Origin of the sequence: Micromonospora inyonensis (genome assembly GCF_900091415.1) — a bacterium.
GTDB lineage: Bacteria > Actinomycetota > Actinomycetes > Mycobacteriales > Micromonosporaceae > Micromonospora > Micromonospora inyonensis.
In genome coordinates, this window is the sequence record NZ_FMHU01000001.1 from 434,715 (window position 1) to 448,052 (window position 13,338).

The following is a 13,338-nucleotide window of genomic DNA, read 5'->3' on the forward strand; positions in this document are numbered from 1 at the left end:
CTGCCGGACCATGCCCCTTCCGGTCGACGGCGACTGACCGCGCGACGTGGTGGCTGATGAGCCCGGATCGGCGCACCGGAGGTGCGACGATGGGGCAGGCGATCACGAGAGGATTCCCGCCGGATCGAGGTGGAGGTGACCATGACCGCAGTGGTGTTCGACCACGACGGACCGTGGACGGAGGAGGAGTACCTCGCCCTCGGCGAGACGCACCAGCGCGTCGAACTCTTCGACGGGAGCCTCCACGTGACCCCTGCCTCCACGCCCCAGCACCAGAACATCTCCGGTGAACTCCGCGCCGCCCTGCGCCGACCGGTCCGCGAGGCCGGACTGCGCGTGCTGGAGGGGGTGAACGTCCGGCTCCGCCCGGACCGCATTTCGATTCCGGACCTCGTCGTCACCGATCCGATCGACCTCGACGACCCCTACGTCGACGCGGGCGACGTACGACTGGCCTGCGAGATCATCTCGCCTGACAACGCCGCCACGGACAAGGTGCTGAAGATGCACTACTACGCAGCTGCCGGGATCGCGTGGTATCTGCTGGTCGAGCAGAAGAGCCTCGTCGCCCAGCTGTACCAACTACAGGGCGGCCACTACGTGGAGCACTCGACCGCCGGCCCGGGTGGGGTGCTGAAGCTGACCGAGCCGGTGCACGTGACGATCCGGCCGGAGACGTTGCTGGACTGACAAGTGTCGGGGGGCTCGCCTAGGGTCGGGCCCATGACGGAGTTCGACGCGGCGACCCTCGCCGTGCAGGCCGCGCTCGACGCCGGTGCACGGTACGCCGACGTCCGGGTGATGCACCGCCGCTACGAGTCGATGTCGGCCCGCAACGGCGAGATCGAGGAGCTGACCCAGGACTCCGACCTCGGGCTCGGGGTGCGCGCCCTGGTCGGGTCGAGCTGGGGCTTCTACGCCGTACCCGATCTGGCCGACGCCGCCGCCCGCGACGCCGGCCACCGCGCCGCGCGGATCGCCGCGGCGAGCGCCCGGGTCTCCGGCCCGCCGGTCGAGCTGGTGCCGGCCACGCCCACCACCGCCTCCTGGACCTCCCCCTGCCGGGTCGACCCGCTCGGCGTGCCGCTGAGCAGCAAGGGCGACCTGCTGGTCGCCGCGACCGCGACGATGGCCGAGCACGGGGCCGACCTCGCCGAGGGGCTCTACCAGGTCTGGGACACCGGCAAGTGGTTCGTCTCCAGCGAGGGGCACCGCATCGACCAGCACGTCCGCGAGTGCGGTGCGGGCATCTCGGCCACCTCCATCGGCGACGGCGAGACCCAGCGCCGGTCCTGGCCCAGCTACCGCGGCCAGTACGGCACCACCGGCTGGGAGCTGGTCGACTCACTCGACCTGGTCGGCAACGCCGCCCGGATGGCCGAGGAGTCGCGGGCACTGCTCACCGCCCCGCTCTGCCCGGCCGGTGAGACCGACCTGATCCTCGGCGGCGAGCAGCTGGCGTTGCAGATCCACGAGTCGGTCGGGCACGCCATCGAGCTGGACCGGATCCTCGGCTGGGAGGCGGCGTTCGCCGGCACCTCCTGGCTCGACCTGCGACAGCTCGGCTCGCTGCGCTACGGCTCCGACCTGATGAACATCACCATCGACCCGACCATCCCGGGCGCGCTGGGCAGTTTCGGCTTCGACGACGAGGGCTCCCCGGCGGTCCGCCGGGACGCGGTCCGCGCCGGACGCTGGGTGGGGGTGCTCGCCGGCCGGGACTCGGCCGCCGTCGCCGGCCTGGGCTACGGCGGCAGCGTCCGCGCCGACGGCTGGGCCCGGCTGCCGATGGTGCGGATGACCAACGTCGGCCTGGAGCCGGGGCCGCACACCCTGGCCGAGATCGTCGCCGCGACCGACGACGGCGTGCTGATGGACGTCAACCGCTCCTGGTCCATCGACGACAAGCGTCTCAACTTCCAGTTCGGTTGCGAGATCGGGTGGGAGATCAAAAAGGGGCGGCGCGGCCGGATGCTGCGCAACCCCACCTACACCGGGATCGGGCCGGTCTTCTGGCGCTCCATGGACATGCTCTCCTCCGAGATCGTCCCCTGGGGCACGCCCAACTGTGGCAAGGGCCAGCCGGGCCAGGTCGGGCACACCGGCCATCCGGCCGCCCCGGCCCGCTTCCGCAACGTCCGGGTGGGGGTTTCCGCGTGAACGCGGTTCCCACCGTCGCGAACAAGGGGGTCGCCGCGTGAGCGGGCGCGAGACGGAGATCGCCGGGCAGGTGGTCGAGCTGGTGGGCCGCCTCGCCGACCCGGCCGCGCAGGCCGAGGTGACGGTGACCCGGACGGACGCGGCGCTGACCCGGTTCGCCAACTCGTTCATCCACCAGAACGTCGCCGAGTCGACCGTGTCGATCCGGCTACGGCTGCACACCGACGGGCGGACGGCCACCGGCAGCGGCAGCCTGACCAGCCCGGACGGGCTCCGGGAGCTGGTCGAGCGGACCCTGGTCGCGGCCCGGCTCTGCCCGCCCGACCCGGGCTGGCCGGGGCTGGTCCCGCCCACCCCGACACCGGCCGCCCCGACGCCCGACGAGGCCACCGCGTACGCGGAACCGGACGAGCGGGCCGCGCGGGTCCGTGCCTTCGTCGACGCGGCCGGCGGGCTCGAGACGGCCGGCTACTGCCGCACCTCCCACCAGGCCGCCGCGTTCGCCAACACCGCCGGGCACACCGCGTGGGGGCGGATGGCCGAGGCGGCCATGGACGGCATCGCGCGCGCCGGTGGGGTGGACGGGATGGCCCGGCTCGCCGCCGACCGGCTGGCCGACCTGGACGGCGCGGCCCTCGGCGCGCGGGCGGCGGGAAGGGCGCGCTCCGGCGTCGACCCGGTCGAGCTGCCGCCGGGGCGGTACGAGGTGGTCTTCGAGCCGGCCGCCGTCGCCGACCTGCTGGCGAACCTCGCCATGTACGGCTTCAACGGCAAGGCGTACGCCGAACGGAAGTCCTTCGCCGAGTTGGGTGCGGCCCAGTTCGACCGGGCGGTGTCCCTGCTCGACGATCCGCTCGCCGCCTCCGGGCTGCCCGTCGACACCGAGGGCACCGCCCGGCACGCGCTGCCCCTGGTGACCGCCGGCACGACCGGCGCGGTGACGCACGACCGGCGCACGGCTGCCGCCACCGGGGCCGCCTCGACCGGGCACGGGTCCCTCGACTCGCCCACCTTCGGCCCGTTCCCGCGCACCGTCCGGCTGCTGGGCGCCGCCGGGGCGGCACCGGCGGCGGACACGGCGGCCGGCGCGGTGGTCGACCCGGACACCGCCGCCCTGGTGGCGGGCGTCGGGCGGGGGCTGCTGGTCTGCGACCTCTGGTACACCCGGGTGCTCGACCCGAAGGCGCTGACGGTGACCGGGCTGACCCGCAACGGCGTCTGGCTGATCGAGGACGGCGTGGTCACCCGCCCCGTCCGGGACCTGCGCTTCACCCAGGCGTACCCGCGCGCGCTGGCGCCCGGCGCGGTGCTCGGGGTGGGTCGGGTCGCCCTCCGCCAGCCGGACCGGACCGCGGACACCTGGTGGAGCGCACCGCCGCTGCGCCTGGCCGAGTGGAACTTCACCGGTGGCGCCTCCGGGTGAGCTGCCCCGGTCGCTGATTCGTTGACCCCCATGGGCCCGGATCGTCCCCCGACGTGAGGTTCTTAACATCGGACAGCGATCGGAGGGCCACAGCTTTCCCAACCGGGGATATTCGGGCGACACTCCCTGCGCGAACGGCTCGCGGCGAGCGGCGTAACGTGTGTCACTTAGCTGCGTCGGTACGCCCCGGCGTGGTTGTGGGTGTGCGCAGGGGACGTGGCTTGCGGGGGCGGTGCGCCGGCCCGCGTGCCCGGCCGGAACCGATCCGTGCCCGCGAGGGCCCCGTCAGGGAGACAACTGGAATGACTTCAACGGCAACGAGGCCGCGGGGTGCGCGAGCGCGCGCCGCCATCGCGGCGAAGACGTTGCGTACCGACCGCTGGTGGTTGGCGCCGCTGATCACGGTCATCGGCCTCGGCTCGTGGGTCACGTACGCGACGGTCCGGGTCTTCATGCACAAGTGGTACTGGGTCGACGACTACCACTACCTGACCCCGTTCTACTCGCCGTGCGTGACCGAGGCGTGCGTGCCGGAGGCGGCGCACTTCGGCCGCTTCCTGCCCGGTTGGTGGATCATCCCGGACGCCGCGATGACCCTGCCCTTCCTGCTGCTGTTCCGGTTGACCTGCTACTACTACCGCAAGGCGTACTACCGGTCGTTCTGGCTCTCGCCGCCGGCCTGCGCCGTGCCGGACGGGCACAAGAGCTACTCCGGCGAGACCCGCTTCCCGCTGCTCGGCCAGAACCTGCACCGGTACGCCTTCTACGCGGCCGCGATCATCTCCCTGATCAACACCTGGGACGCGATCCTCGCCTTCCACTCCCCGGACGGCTTCGGCTTCGGCCTGGGCAACGTGATCCTGCTCGGCAACGTGATCATGCTCTGGGCGTACACGATCTCCTGCCACTCCTGCCGGCACATCATCGGCGGGCGGCTGAAGCACTTCTCCAAGAACCCGCTGCGCTACCGCGCCTGGACGGGCGTGTCGTGGCTGAACGTCCGCCACATGCAGCTCGCCTGGATCACCCTCGGCACCCTGGCGCTGACCGACTTCTACGTGATGGCGCTGGCCGCCGGCTGGTTCAGCGACCTGCGGTTCATCAACTAAAGGGCCCGGACACAGATGACTACGCGAATCGAACGACACCACTACGACGTCGTCGTGATCGGGGCCGGTGGAGCCGGTCTGCGGGCGGCGATCGAGGCCCGACTGGCCGGCAAGAAGACCGCGATCATCTCGAAGTCGCTCTTCGGCAAGGCGCACACGGTCATGGCCGAGGGCGGCGCGGCCGCCGCCATGGGGAACGTGAACAGCCGGGACAACTGGCAGGTGCACTTCCGCGACACCATGCGCGGCGGCAAGTTCCTCAACAACTTCCGGATGGCCGAGCTGCACGCGAAGGAGTCGCCGCAGCGGATCTGGGAGCTGGAGACGTACGGTGCGCTCTTCGACCGCACCAAGGACGGCAAGATCTCGCAGCGCAACTTCGGCGGGCACGAGTACCCCCGGCTGGCGCACGTCGGTGACCGGACCGGCCTGGAGCTGATCCGCACCCTCCAGCAGAAGATCGTCTCCCTCCAGCAGGAGGACAAGAAGGAGTTCGGCAACTACGACGCGCGGATCAAGGTCTTCGCGGAGACCACGATCACCGAGCTGCTGCTGGACGGCGACCGGGTGGCCGGCGCGTTCGGCTACTACCGGGAGTCCGGCGAGTTCGTCCTCTTCGAGGCCCCGGCCGTGGTGCTCGCCACCGGCGGCGTCGGCCGGTCGTACAAGGTCACCTCGAACTCCTGGGAGTACACCGGGGACGGGCACGCGCTGGCGCTGCGCGCCGGGGCGACGCTGATCAACATGGAGTTCCTCCAGTTCCACCCGACCGGCATGGTCTGGCCGCCCTCGGTGAAGGGCATCCTGGTCACCGAGTCGGTCCGGGGTGACGGCGGCGTCCTCAAGAACTCCGAGGGCAAGCGGTTCATGTTCGACTACGTGCCGGACGTGTTCCGCAAGCAGTACGCGGACAACGAGGCCGAGGCGGACCGCTGGTACTCCGATCCGGACAACAACCGGCGTCCGCCGGAGCTGCTCCCCCGCGACGAGGTCGCCCGCGCGATCAACAGCGAGGTCAAGGCCGGTCGCGGTACGCCCGCCGGCGGCGTCTACCTGGACATCGCCTCCCGGCTGCCGGCCGAGGAGATCCGCCGTCGCCTCCCGTCGATGTACCACCAGTTCAAGGAGCTGGCCGACGTCGACATCACCAAGGAGCCGATGGAGGTCGGGCCGACCTGCCACTACGTGATGGGTGGTGTCGAGGTCGAGCCGGACAGCGGGGCCGCGTACGGCACCGTGCAGGGGCTCTTCGCCGCGGGTGAGGTCTCCGGCGGCATGCACGGCTCAAACCGGCTGGGCGGTAACTCCCTGTCGGACCTGCTGGTCTTCGGCAAGCGGGCCGGTGGGCACGCGGCGACCTACGCCGACCAGCTCACCGCCCGTCCCAAGGTGTCGGTGGACGCGGTCGAGGCCGCGGTGGAGACCGCCCTCGCCCCGCTCCAGCGGGACACCGGCGAGAACCCGTACGCCCTCCAGCAGGACCTCCAGGCGGTGATGGGCGACCTGGTCGGCATCATCCGGCGTGAGGGTGAGCTGGCCGACGCGCTGGTCCGCCTCGCCGAGCTGCGCGAGCGGGTGGCGAAGGTCAGCGCGGCCGGCGGCCGCCGCTACAACCCGGGCTGGCACCTGGCCCTGGACCTGCGCAACATGCTGGTCGTCTCGGAGTGCACCGCGAAGGCGGCGCTGGAGCGGCAGGAGTCGCGGGGCGGCCACACCCGGGAGGACTTCCCGGGGATGGACCCGAAGTGGCGCCGGGTGAACCTGGTCTGCTCGCTCGACGGCGACACCGTACGCCTGGAGCACAAGCCGCTGCCGAAGATGCGGGCGGAGCTGATCGGGCTCTTCGACCGGGCGGAGCTGGCCAAGTACCTGACCGACGAGGAGCTGGCCGACTTCGACGCCCTCGTCGCCGACGCCAAGACCGAGGAGGCGGGCAAGTAATGGGCGGCAAGCGCCAATTCCGGATCTGGCGGGGCGACGAGAACGGCGGCGACCTCCAGGACTACACGGTCGAGGTGAACGAGGGCGAGGTCGTCCTCGACGTCATCCACCGCCTCCAGGCCACCGACGCGCCCGACCTGGCCTGCCGGTGGAACTGCAAGGCCGGCAAGTGCGGCTCCTGCTCGATGGAGATCAACGGCAAGCCGCGGCTGGGCTGCATGACGCGGATGTCGACCTTCGAGGAGAACGAGACCGTCACGGTCACCCCGCTGCGGACCTTCCCGGTGATCCGGGACCTGGTCACCGACGTCTCGTTCAACTACGAGAAGGCGCGGGAGACCCCGGCCTTCGCGCCCCCGGAGGACGTGGCCCCGGGCGACTACCGGATGCAGCAGGTCGACGTCGAGCGCTCGCAGGAGTTCCGCAAGTGCATCGAGTGCTTCCTGTGCCAGACGGTCTGCCACGTGATCCGGGACCACGAGGAGAACAAGCAGGCGTTCTCCGGTCCCCGGTACTTCATCCGGGCCGCCGAGCTGGACATGCACCCGCTCGACACCAAGACCGACCGCAAGGAGTACGCGCAGGCCGAGCAGGGCCTGGGCTTCTGCAACATCACCAAGTGCTGCACCGAGGTGTGCCCCGAGCACATCAAGATCACCGACAACGGGATCATCCCGATGAAGGAACGGGTGGTGGATCGCAAGTATGATCCCCTCGTGTGGCTTGGTAGCAAGATCTTCCGTCGGGGTCAGGACGAGTCCACCCAGCCCGGTTTCCGGCCGCAGGTCGGCGTGCACCACGGCCTGCACTCGCACGCCGGTGGCTCGCACGACCCGGCAGCCGAGGCGCAGGCGCAGCGCGGTCTCAACTGGAACCGCGAGGTGCCCAAGCCGACCGCTCCGGCCGTGGACGACCGGGGCAAGCTGCCGCTGAGCGAGCTCACCTTCAACCGGGCCGCCGCGCCGTCGCCGTTCGGTGACGACGTGACGTTCCCGATCCCGGCCGGGCACCTGAACTACGCGCACCCGGAGCAGGACCAGAAGAAGCAGCACTGAGCGACACAGCGAACGGCAACGGGGGTCGTGCGGCGCGCGCCGCACGGCCCCCGTTTCGCGTGGGGACAACGGTTTCTGCCGTGACAGCTGCCCGCACCCCGACGCTGTGGGGTGGTAGCAGGGGTCCCCTGTTACCGCTTTTTGTCGAAGAAGGGCCCCCTGCAACCACCCGGAGCAGGCGGCGGCACGCGGCGGTAGGTCGGCGGTGGGTACCGGCGGTCAGAGCCGGGCGAGAAGGGGGCGGAGCGCAGCCACGATGGGAACGTCCGCAGGGAGCCAGTCGACCGTGTCGAGTTCGTCGGCGGAGAGCCACCGCAGCTCGGCGTGCTCCAGCGCCCTCGGCTGGTCGTCGCCGACGAGCCGGGCCGCGTACACCCTCAGCACGGACCGGCCGTGCGCCATCCGGACGTCCCGCCCGACCCGGTCGCCGACCTCGACGCGTACGGCGAGTTCCTCGGCGCACTCGCGGACCAGGGCGGCGGTCTCGCTCTCCCCGGGCTCGACCTTGCCGCCCGGGAACTCCCACCGGCCGGCGACCTCCGGCGGGGCGGACCGGGCACAGGCCAGCACCCGCCCGCCGACGACGATGGCCGCGCCCACGACCACCTTCACGTCCCGGCGTTCGGCCGGCCCGTCACCGCTAATCCGTTCGGTCCGCACGGCTGACCAGCGTGCCAGATCAATCGGCGGTTTGGATACCGTCGCCGACCGCTAGGCCAGCAAGAGAGGGAAGTGTGGGCGTGGACACATCCCCGATGTGACGACAGACTAGGGAACACCAACAGGGACACAGGACGGCGACGATCTGGCCACGAGCCGGCAACGACGCCTGGGAGGTGCGGTAATGCGCGCGCTGTTCCGCGGTCGAACCAAGCGCGACTACCTCAGCGACGCCCTCGCCCTACTCTCCGGATGGACCCGTGAGGGGGAGCAGATCCGGCGCACCCTCGTGATCGACGACTGCCAGCACGCCGCGCTGACCGAACGCGTCAAGGTCGTCGCCGACGCCCTGCACCTGCGCCCCGAGATCAGCCGCTCGGCCGACCGCACCCTGATCCGGGTCGGACACGGCGACGACGAGCCGCTCAGCGAGGGCGAGGTCCTGCTGGCCGCGCGGATCGAGGACGCGTACCGCGCGGTCACCGGCTCCTGAGCACGCCCGGTCACACCACCCCTGCGCGCCCGGTCGCGTCCACCCCCGCTCGCCCGGCGGCACCCGCGCGCCCGGCGGTCGGGCATCCCACCAGGAGCACCGGCGGGTCACGCACTCAATGAGACATTGCCGCACGACAAGTGTTTGGGCCGGAAGGCCTGACGGGTAGCTAAAGCGGCACGGGGACAGACAAGCCCCGCCTAACGAACCAATGTCTCATAGCGCGTCAAACCGTAGGAGCTGATCATGACCGCCCCCACTGGAATGACCTCGACCACGAACCGCATGACCGACCACGTCGGCCACGTCGACCACAACGGGCACCACGGCCACGTCGGTCACATGGACCGCGACGTCCGGCACGTCCACCGCGGTGACGAGACGAAACCGTCGTGGAAGACCACCGAGCTGGCCATCTACGTGCTCTCGGTCCTCGGCGTGCTGATCGCCTCGGCGTCGGTGGGCGACTCCGGCGGCAGCGCCGGTGACATCTTCGCCGCCGACAAGGCGTGGTGGTACATCACCCTGCTGACCATCGGTTACATGGTCAGCCGCGGGCTGGCCAAGGCCGGCAGCCGCACCCGCGACAACGACCCCCGTACCAGCCGCTGACCCCCGGCGGCTCAGGGCCCCGTCGACGACCACAGCCTCCCCGTGGTCGACCGGCGGGGCCCTTCGCCGCCCGCCGCAAGCTCCACGAGGGACAGCGGCCATACTCGTCCGATGCGCGTGGACGTGGTGGTGCCCCTACTGCTCGTGCTGATGTTGGCCCTGGTGCTGCTGGCGACCGCCCGGGGCAGGTTCTCCATCGTCCACGACACGTCCCGCCCGTACTTCTGGCTGCTGGTCGTGTTCTGGTTGATGCTGGCCGACGACTGAGCGCCGGCGCGCGCACTGGCACGCCCCGCCTACCGTGGCATTCATGGCGAACGCGACGTACGACCGGAAAGAGCAGTACAACCAGATCGCGAGCGGCCTGCTCCAGGGCGAGCAGATCATCGCCGTCTACGACGCCATCGGCACCGGCACCGGCTTCATCGGCCTCACCGACCGGCGGGTGATCATCCAGGACCGCTCCTTCGTCGGGAAGCGGTTCGCGATCACCAGCATCCCGTACTCGAAGATCACCAGCGTGAGCGTGGTCAGCAACAAGTCCTGGGGCGGGCAGTTCTTCTCCACCGGGGCGATCGCGATCCACGTCGGCACGCACACGTACGAGGTCGAGTTCCGTGGCTCGGACAAGGCCCACCACGTCCACAACGTGGTCCTGCACTACATCTCCTGACCCGTCGCCGGACCGCGCGCCCGGACCGCGTCCTCGGCAAGATCAGGTTTCGCCGGCCGCTGAAATACTGGTCGGCATGGGGCGACGGCTGGCGAGGACGATCGGGACGTGGCGCGCGGCGGTCGGGGCCGTCCCCCGGTGGCTACGCCTCGCCGTCGGTCTGGGGTTCGTCGGCGCGGTGCTGCTGACCGCCGGCACGGTGGCCAGCGTGAACTGGATCCAGCGGGGCGCGGAGGGGCGTCTCTTCACCACGGCGAGCGTGCCGGAGGCACCGGTGGCCCTGGTGCTCGGCACCAAGGTCCAGCCGGACGGCACGCCGTCGCCGTTCCTCGCCGCCCGCCTGGAGATCGCCCGGCAGCTCTTCGCCGCCGGCAAGGTCGGCGCGATCCTGGTCTCCGGCGACAACGTCGATCCCGAGTACGACGAGCCGACCGCGATGCGACGCTGGCTGGTCGAGCGCGGCGTGCCGGCGAACAAGGTGGTACGCGACCACGCCGGCCTGGACACGTACGACTCGTGCGCCCGGGCCAAGCGGATCTTCGGCGTGGACCGGGCCACCGTGGTGACCCAGTCCTTCCACCTGCCGCGCGCGGTGACGGTGTGCCGGCGCCTCGGCGTCGACGCCAACGGGGTCGGCGACGAGACCGCCCGCGCGTACGAGCGAACCTGGCGGATCAGCTCCAGCCGTGAGCACGGTGCCGCCGTGAAGGCCCGTGCTGGACGTCCTCTCCGGCCGCGACCCGGCCCACCTCGGCCGCCGCGAGACCGGCGTCGACGACGCCCTGCTCGCCGGCTGACGCCCTGCTCGGCGTGACGGCCGGCCCAGCGTCGACCGCCCGCCCAGCGACCTCCGGCCTGATCGGGACGACCGGCTCACCGGCTGGCCGCCGCCGGGCAACGTAAGGTACCGGCGTCCTTTGGAGCTGCCCGCACAGACGGGGCACGGCCGCCGACCGCCGATCCGCCGACCGCCGACCGCCGACCGGCTACCGGCTACCGGCTACCGGCTACCGGAGCAGCCGACGGGTGCACGGGCCGTCGTGACCGGCCCGGAGCAGGCAGCGCTGCCCGCCGGGCAGCCGGGTGTCGCAGAAGACCCGATGGTGGACGCCCTGCTCGTCCTCGTACGACACGGTGGCCTCCCCCGGGTCGGTGTACGGCAGGATGCTCGCCCACCGGGCCACCACCCGGGCCAGGCGCACCGCGCCGGTCAGGTCCCCGGCCAGCACCGGCAGGTGGATCACGAACCGCTCCCGCCCGCGCGTCACCGGTACGTCCGCTCGTTGACCCGGGAGGCGTACTCGGACTGCCAGCGCCGCAGCGCATCCTTGATCCGGCTGGTCTCCTCCCGGCTCTGGTTCAGCTCGTCGTAGAGGTCGGCCAGGTCGTCGGCGACCCGGTCGAGGAACTCCCGCACGTCCGCTGGGTCCAGCCCTCGCCGGAACAGGCCGACCGTGCGGAACCGTCGCCGCCGCACCTGCCAGGAGCGCAGCGGGGCGTACGCCCGGGAGCGGTAGACGCCCGGCCCCGGCGGACGCGTCGCCGCCGGCTCACCACCGCCCGGCCGGTGGCTGCCGCCGCCGGTCCGCTGGTGGCTACCGCCGCCGGTCGGCCGCCGGTTGTCGCCGGCCCGCCGGGGGAAGAACCTCATGCCCGTTCCGCCTCTCTGTGTCGCGCTCCGTCACACCGGGCCGGGAGGATGCTCCCGTGACGCCCGGACCTGGAAGGGGCAGCCCGCCCGCCGCCGCGCACGGGCGGACCACCCCGCCCTGCCGCCGCAGCTCCTATCAGCGGTACGGCACCAGGGCCAACCAGTAACCCGATGGGCTGAACGGCAGCACGCCGAGCAGCCATTCACACCCGCACACGGGTTGTGACTGCGAGACTACAAACATCCGGACATCCGCACAACCCTTGTGGGACAGGGGCACGTTCGCCGTCCGGATAGGGGCGCATTCCTACGTGCCCACAGGGCGACAAGGCTTCAGCGATATGAGGATCGATCCCCGCTCGCACACGCCGATCTACATCCAGCTCGCAGACCTGCTTCGGGAGAAGATCGAATCTGGGGAGTTCGCTCCAGGCTCCACGCTTCCGAGCGAACTGCAACTCAGCCAGGAACACCAGATCGGCAGGGAGAGCGTCCGCATGGCGGTAGCACTCCTGCGTTCCGAGGGGTTGATCAGGACGAGCCGAGGTCGCGGCACCTGGGTACGAGAAGCGCTTCAGCGCGAACACATCGAGCTGACGCCCGGCAGCTCGGCGATCGCTCGCATGCCCTCCAGCCGGGAGCGGCGCGAGATGGATCTGGACGAGGGCGTACCCGTGATCGAAATCCGAGGCCCGAAGGGCGAAGTTTACGTCCTCCCCGGCGACCAAACCGAGCTGATCCGTCCCTGACTGCCCCTGTCCGGGGCCAAGGACAAGGGAGCAGCCACCCGAGGAGCTGTAGTTGCTAATGGCTCGGCGCGGGCGGTTGCGGGGCCCGGCCAAACGGGCAAACCCCGGCCGTGCGCGGAGAACAGTCCCAGTAGCCAGGCCACATGGACGCGGGCACCTCGAATCGTCCCCGCTGCGCGGGGAACAGTCGATGCGAGACGGCGCGTCAACGTCGATCCGGGGACCATCCCCGGGGACGCGGGGAGCGCCGGTCGCCTCGTGGGTGTCCCGGTGCCGATCACCCCCGTGCGCAGGGAGCAGTGGATCTCGACCACCCGGGCCGCGATCCCCGCAGGCTCATCCTCGCGTGCGCGAGGAGCAGACACGGAGCGCTTGCGCCGTCGCACAGCCTTACGGATCACCCCCGCGTACGCGGGAAACAGTTGGTCGACGTGCCCGCCGGGCATGAGTCTGTGGATCGCCCCCGCGTGCGCGGGGAGCAGCGCATCTGCTTGACCCACTCAAGCAGCTCGTTGGGATCACCCCCGCGTGCGCGGGGAGCAGGTGGCCAGGTCGACGGTGAGCGTGACGGGCCGGGGATCACCCCCGCGTGCGCGGGGAGCAGGTGGGAGCGTCAGTCAACAGGGTTGTTCTGTGAGGCTCACCCGCGCGTGCGCGGGGAGCAGATCCTCTTGACCGTGGCGCCGACGACGGAGGTGGGATCACCCCCGCGTGCGCGGGGAGCAGGTCGTAGAAGTCCTGTCCGGCCTGGTCGACGGCGGATCACCCCCGCGTGCGCGGGGAGCAGGCCTGCTGCGGGCACGCGCCGTCCT

At 71.2% G+C, this 13,338-nt stretch carries 15 protein-coding genes and 1 CRISPR repeat array (1 of these 16 cut by a window edge); of the genes, 12 read left to right on the forward strand and 3 right to left on the reverse strand.

Annotated features, from left to right (window positions below):
* Positions 1–141 precede the first annotated feature (141 nt).
* From GA0074694_RS01715 to GA0074694_RS01740, 6 genes are all read left to right on the forward strand, one after another.
* A complete protein-coding gene (locus tag GA0074694_RS01715) occupies positions 142–690 on the forward strand; it encodes a Uma2 family endonuclease (protein ID WP_091458496.1) in 549 nt (182 codons plus the stop codon).
* A 33-nt stretch (positions 691–723) separates the two neighbouring features.
* On the forward strand, positions 724–2,160 hold the full coding sequence (locus GA0074694_RS01720; RefSeq protein ID WP_091451379.1) for a TldD/PmbA family protein: 1,437 nt from the start codon (positions 724–726) through the stop codon (positions 2,158–2,160).
* Between the two features lie 37 nt (positions 2,161–2,197).
* Entirely contained in the window at positions 2,198–3,583 is a 1,386-nt protein-coding gene (locus GA0074694_RS01725; RefSeq protein WP_245714505.1) for a metallopeptidase TldD-related protein, read from the forward strand.
* Between the two features lie 302 nt (positions 3,584–3,885).
* On the forward strand, positions 3,886–4,692 hold the full coding sequence (locus tag GA0074694_RS01730) for a hypothetical protein (protein ID WP_091451382.1): 807 nt from the start codon (positions 3,886–3,888) through the stop codon (positions 4,690–4,692).
* Between the two features lie 15 nt (positions 4,693–4,707).
* Positions 4,708–6,633, forward strand: a complete 1,926-nt coding sequence (locus GA0074694_RS01735; RefSeq protein WP_091451386.1) for a fumarate reductase/succinate dehydrogenase flavoprotein subunit — start codon at positions 4,708–4,710, stop codon at positions 6,631–6,633.
* Positions 6,633–7,688 (forward strand): succinate dehydrogenase/fumarate reductase iron-sulfur subunit, encoded by a 1,056-nt coding sequence (locus GA0074694_RS01740; protein ID WP_091451388.1) that lies wholly within the window; start codon positions 6,633–6,635, stop codon positions 7,686–7,688. The genes GA0074694_RS01735 and GA0074694_RS01740 overlap by 1 nt, the downstream gene beginning before the upstream one ends.
* A gap of 219 nt (positions 7,689–7,907) precedes the next feature.
* Here the strand turns inward: GA0074694_RS01740 and GA0074694_RS01745 are convergent, their stop codons facing one another.
* Positions 7,908–8,348: a (deoxy)nucleoside triphosphate pyrophosphohydrolase gene (locus GA0074694_RS01745; protein ID WP_091451392.1), complete on the reverse strand. Its 441-nt coding sequence runs from the start codon at positions 8,346–8,348 to the stop codon at positions 7,908–7,910.
* A gap of 184 nt (positions 8,349–8,532) precedes the next feature.
* On the opposite strand from GA0074694_RS01745, the gene GA0074694_RS01750 reads away from it, so the two are divergent.
* The 5 genes from GA0074694_RS01750 (at position 8,533) to GA0074694_RS01765 (ending at position 10,940) form a co-directional block, all read left to right on the forward strand.
* Complete coding sequence (locus GA0074694_RS01750) at positions 8,533–8,841, forward strand: 4a-hydroxytetrahydrobiopterin dehydratase (protein ID WP_091451395.1); 309 nt, start codon at positions 8,533–8,535, stop codon at positions 8,839–8,841.
* 246 nt (positions 8,842–9,087) lie between these two features.
* On the forward strand, positions 9,088–9,453 hold the full coding sequence (locus tag GA0074694_RS01755; RefSeq protein ID WP_245714506.1) for a hypothetical protein: 366 nt from the start codon (positions 9,088–9,090) through the stop codon (positions 9,451–9,453).
* Positions 9,454–9,564: 111 nt separating this feature from the next.
* Positions 9,565–9,720, forward strand: a complete 156-nt coding sequence (locus GA0074694_RS31335; RefSeq protein WP_176737748.1) for a hypothetical protein — start codon at positions 9,565–9,567, stop codon at positions 9,718–9,720.
* A gap of 43 nt (positions 9,721–9,763) precedes the next feature.
* Positions 9,764–10,126, forward strand: a complete 363-nt coding sequence (locus tag GA0074694_RS01760) for a PH domain-containing protein (protein WP_091451398.1) — start codon at positions 9,764–9,766, stop codon at positions 10,124–10,126.
* Between the two features lie 76 nt (positions 10,127–10,202).
* Positions 10,203–10,940 (forward strand): SanA/YdcF family protein, encoded by a 738-nt coding sequence (locus GA0074694_RS01765; protein WP_425413574.1) that lies wholly within the window; start codon positions 10,203–10,205, stop codon positions 10,938–10,940.
* A gap of 193 nt (positions 10,941–11,133) precedes the next feature.
* Here GA0074694_RS01765 and GA0074694_RS01770 read toward each other — a convergent pair whose 3' ends face one another.
* Both GA0074694_RS01770 and GA0074694_RS01775 read right to left on the reverse strand, forming a co-directional pair.
* Positions 11,134–11,394 carry a hypothetical protein gene (locus GA0074694_RS01770; protein ID WP_091451401.1) on the reverse strand — a complete coding sequence of 87 codons (261 nt, stop codon included), beginning with the start codon at positions 11,392–11,394 and terminating at the stop codon, positions 11,134–11,136.
* The gene (locus tag GA0074694_RS01775) at positions 11,391–11,777 is read right to left on the reverse strand and encodes a DivIVA domain-containing protein (RefSeq protein WP_091451409.1); all 387 of its coding nucleotides are present in this window, start codon (positions 11,775–11,777) and stop codon (positions 11,391–11,393) included. The genes GA0074694_RS01770 and GA0074694_RS01775 overlap by 4 nt, the downstream gene beginning before the upstream one ends.
* Before the next feature lie 341 nt (positions 11,778–12,118).
* On the opposite strand from GA0074694_RS01775, the gene GA0074694_RS01780 reads away from it, so the two are divergent.
* Positions 12,119–12,526: a GntR family transcriptional regulator gene (locus tag GA0074694_RS01780; protein ID WP_091458502.1), complete on the forward strand. Its 408-nt coding sequence runs from the start codon at positions 12,119–12,121 to the stop codon at positions 12,524–12,526.
* A gap of 333 nt (positions 12,527–12,859) precedes the next feature.
* Positions 12,860–13,338: a CRISPR direct-repeat array (repeat unit 28 nt); it runs 891 nt beyond the window's last position.

Coding starts and splice junctions, on each gene's coding strand:
- GA0074694_RS01720 (WP_091451379.1), top strand. CDS start 724: ATGACGGAGTTCGACGCGGCGACCCTCGCCGTGCAGGCCGCGCTCGAC.
- GA0074694_RS31335 (WP_176737748.1), top strand. CDS start 9,565: ATGCGCGTGGACGTGGTGGTGCCCCTACTGCTCGTGCTGATGTTGGCC.
- GA0074694_RS01750 (WP_091451395.1), top strand. CDS start 8,533: ATGCGCGCGCTGTTCCGCGGTCGAACCAAGCGCGACTACCTCAGCGAC.
- GA0074694_RS01735 (WP_091451386.1), top strand. CDS start 4,708: ATGACTACGCGAATCGAACGACACCACTACGACGTCGTCGTGATCGGG.
- GA0074694_RS01740 (WP_091451388.1), top strand. CDS start 6,633: ATGGGCGGCAAGCGCCAATTCCGGATCTGGCGGGGCGACGAGAACGGC.
- GA0074694_RS01755 (WP_245714506.1), top strand. CDS start 9,088: ATGACCGCCCCCACTGGAATGACCTCGACCACGAACCGCATGACCGAC.
- GA0074694_RS01760 (WP_091451398.1), top strand. CDS start 9,764: ATGGCGAACGCGACGTACGACCGGAAAGAGCAGTACAACCAGATCGCG.
- GA0074694_RS01780 (WP_091458502.1), top strand. CDS start 12,119: ATGAGGATCGATCCCCGCTCGCACACGCCGATCTACATCCAGCTCGCA.
- GA0074694_RS01715 (WP_091458496.1), top strand. CDS start 142: ATGACCGCAGTGGTGTTCGACCACGACGGACCGTGGACGGAGGAGGAG.
- GA0074694_RS01765 (WP_425413574.1), top strand. CDS start 10,203: ATGGGGCGACGGCTGGCGAGGACGATCGGGACGTGGCGCGCGGCGGTC.
- GA0074694_RS01775 (WP_091451409.1), bottom strand. CDS start 11,777: ATGAGGTTCTTCCCCCGGCGGGCCGGCGACAACCGGCGGCCGACCGGC.
- GA0074694_RS01730 (WP_091451382.1), top strand. CDS start 3,886: ATGACTTCAACGGCAACGAGGCCGCGGGGTGCGCGAGCGCGCGCCGCC.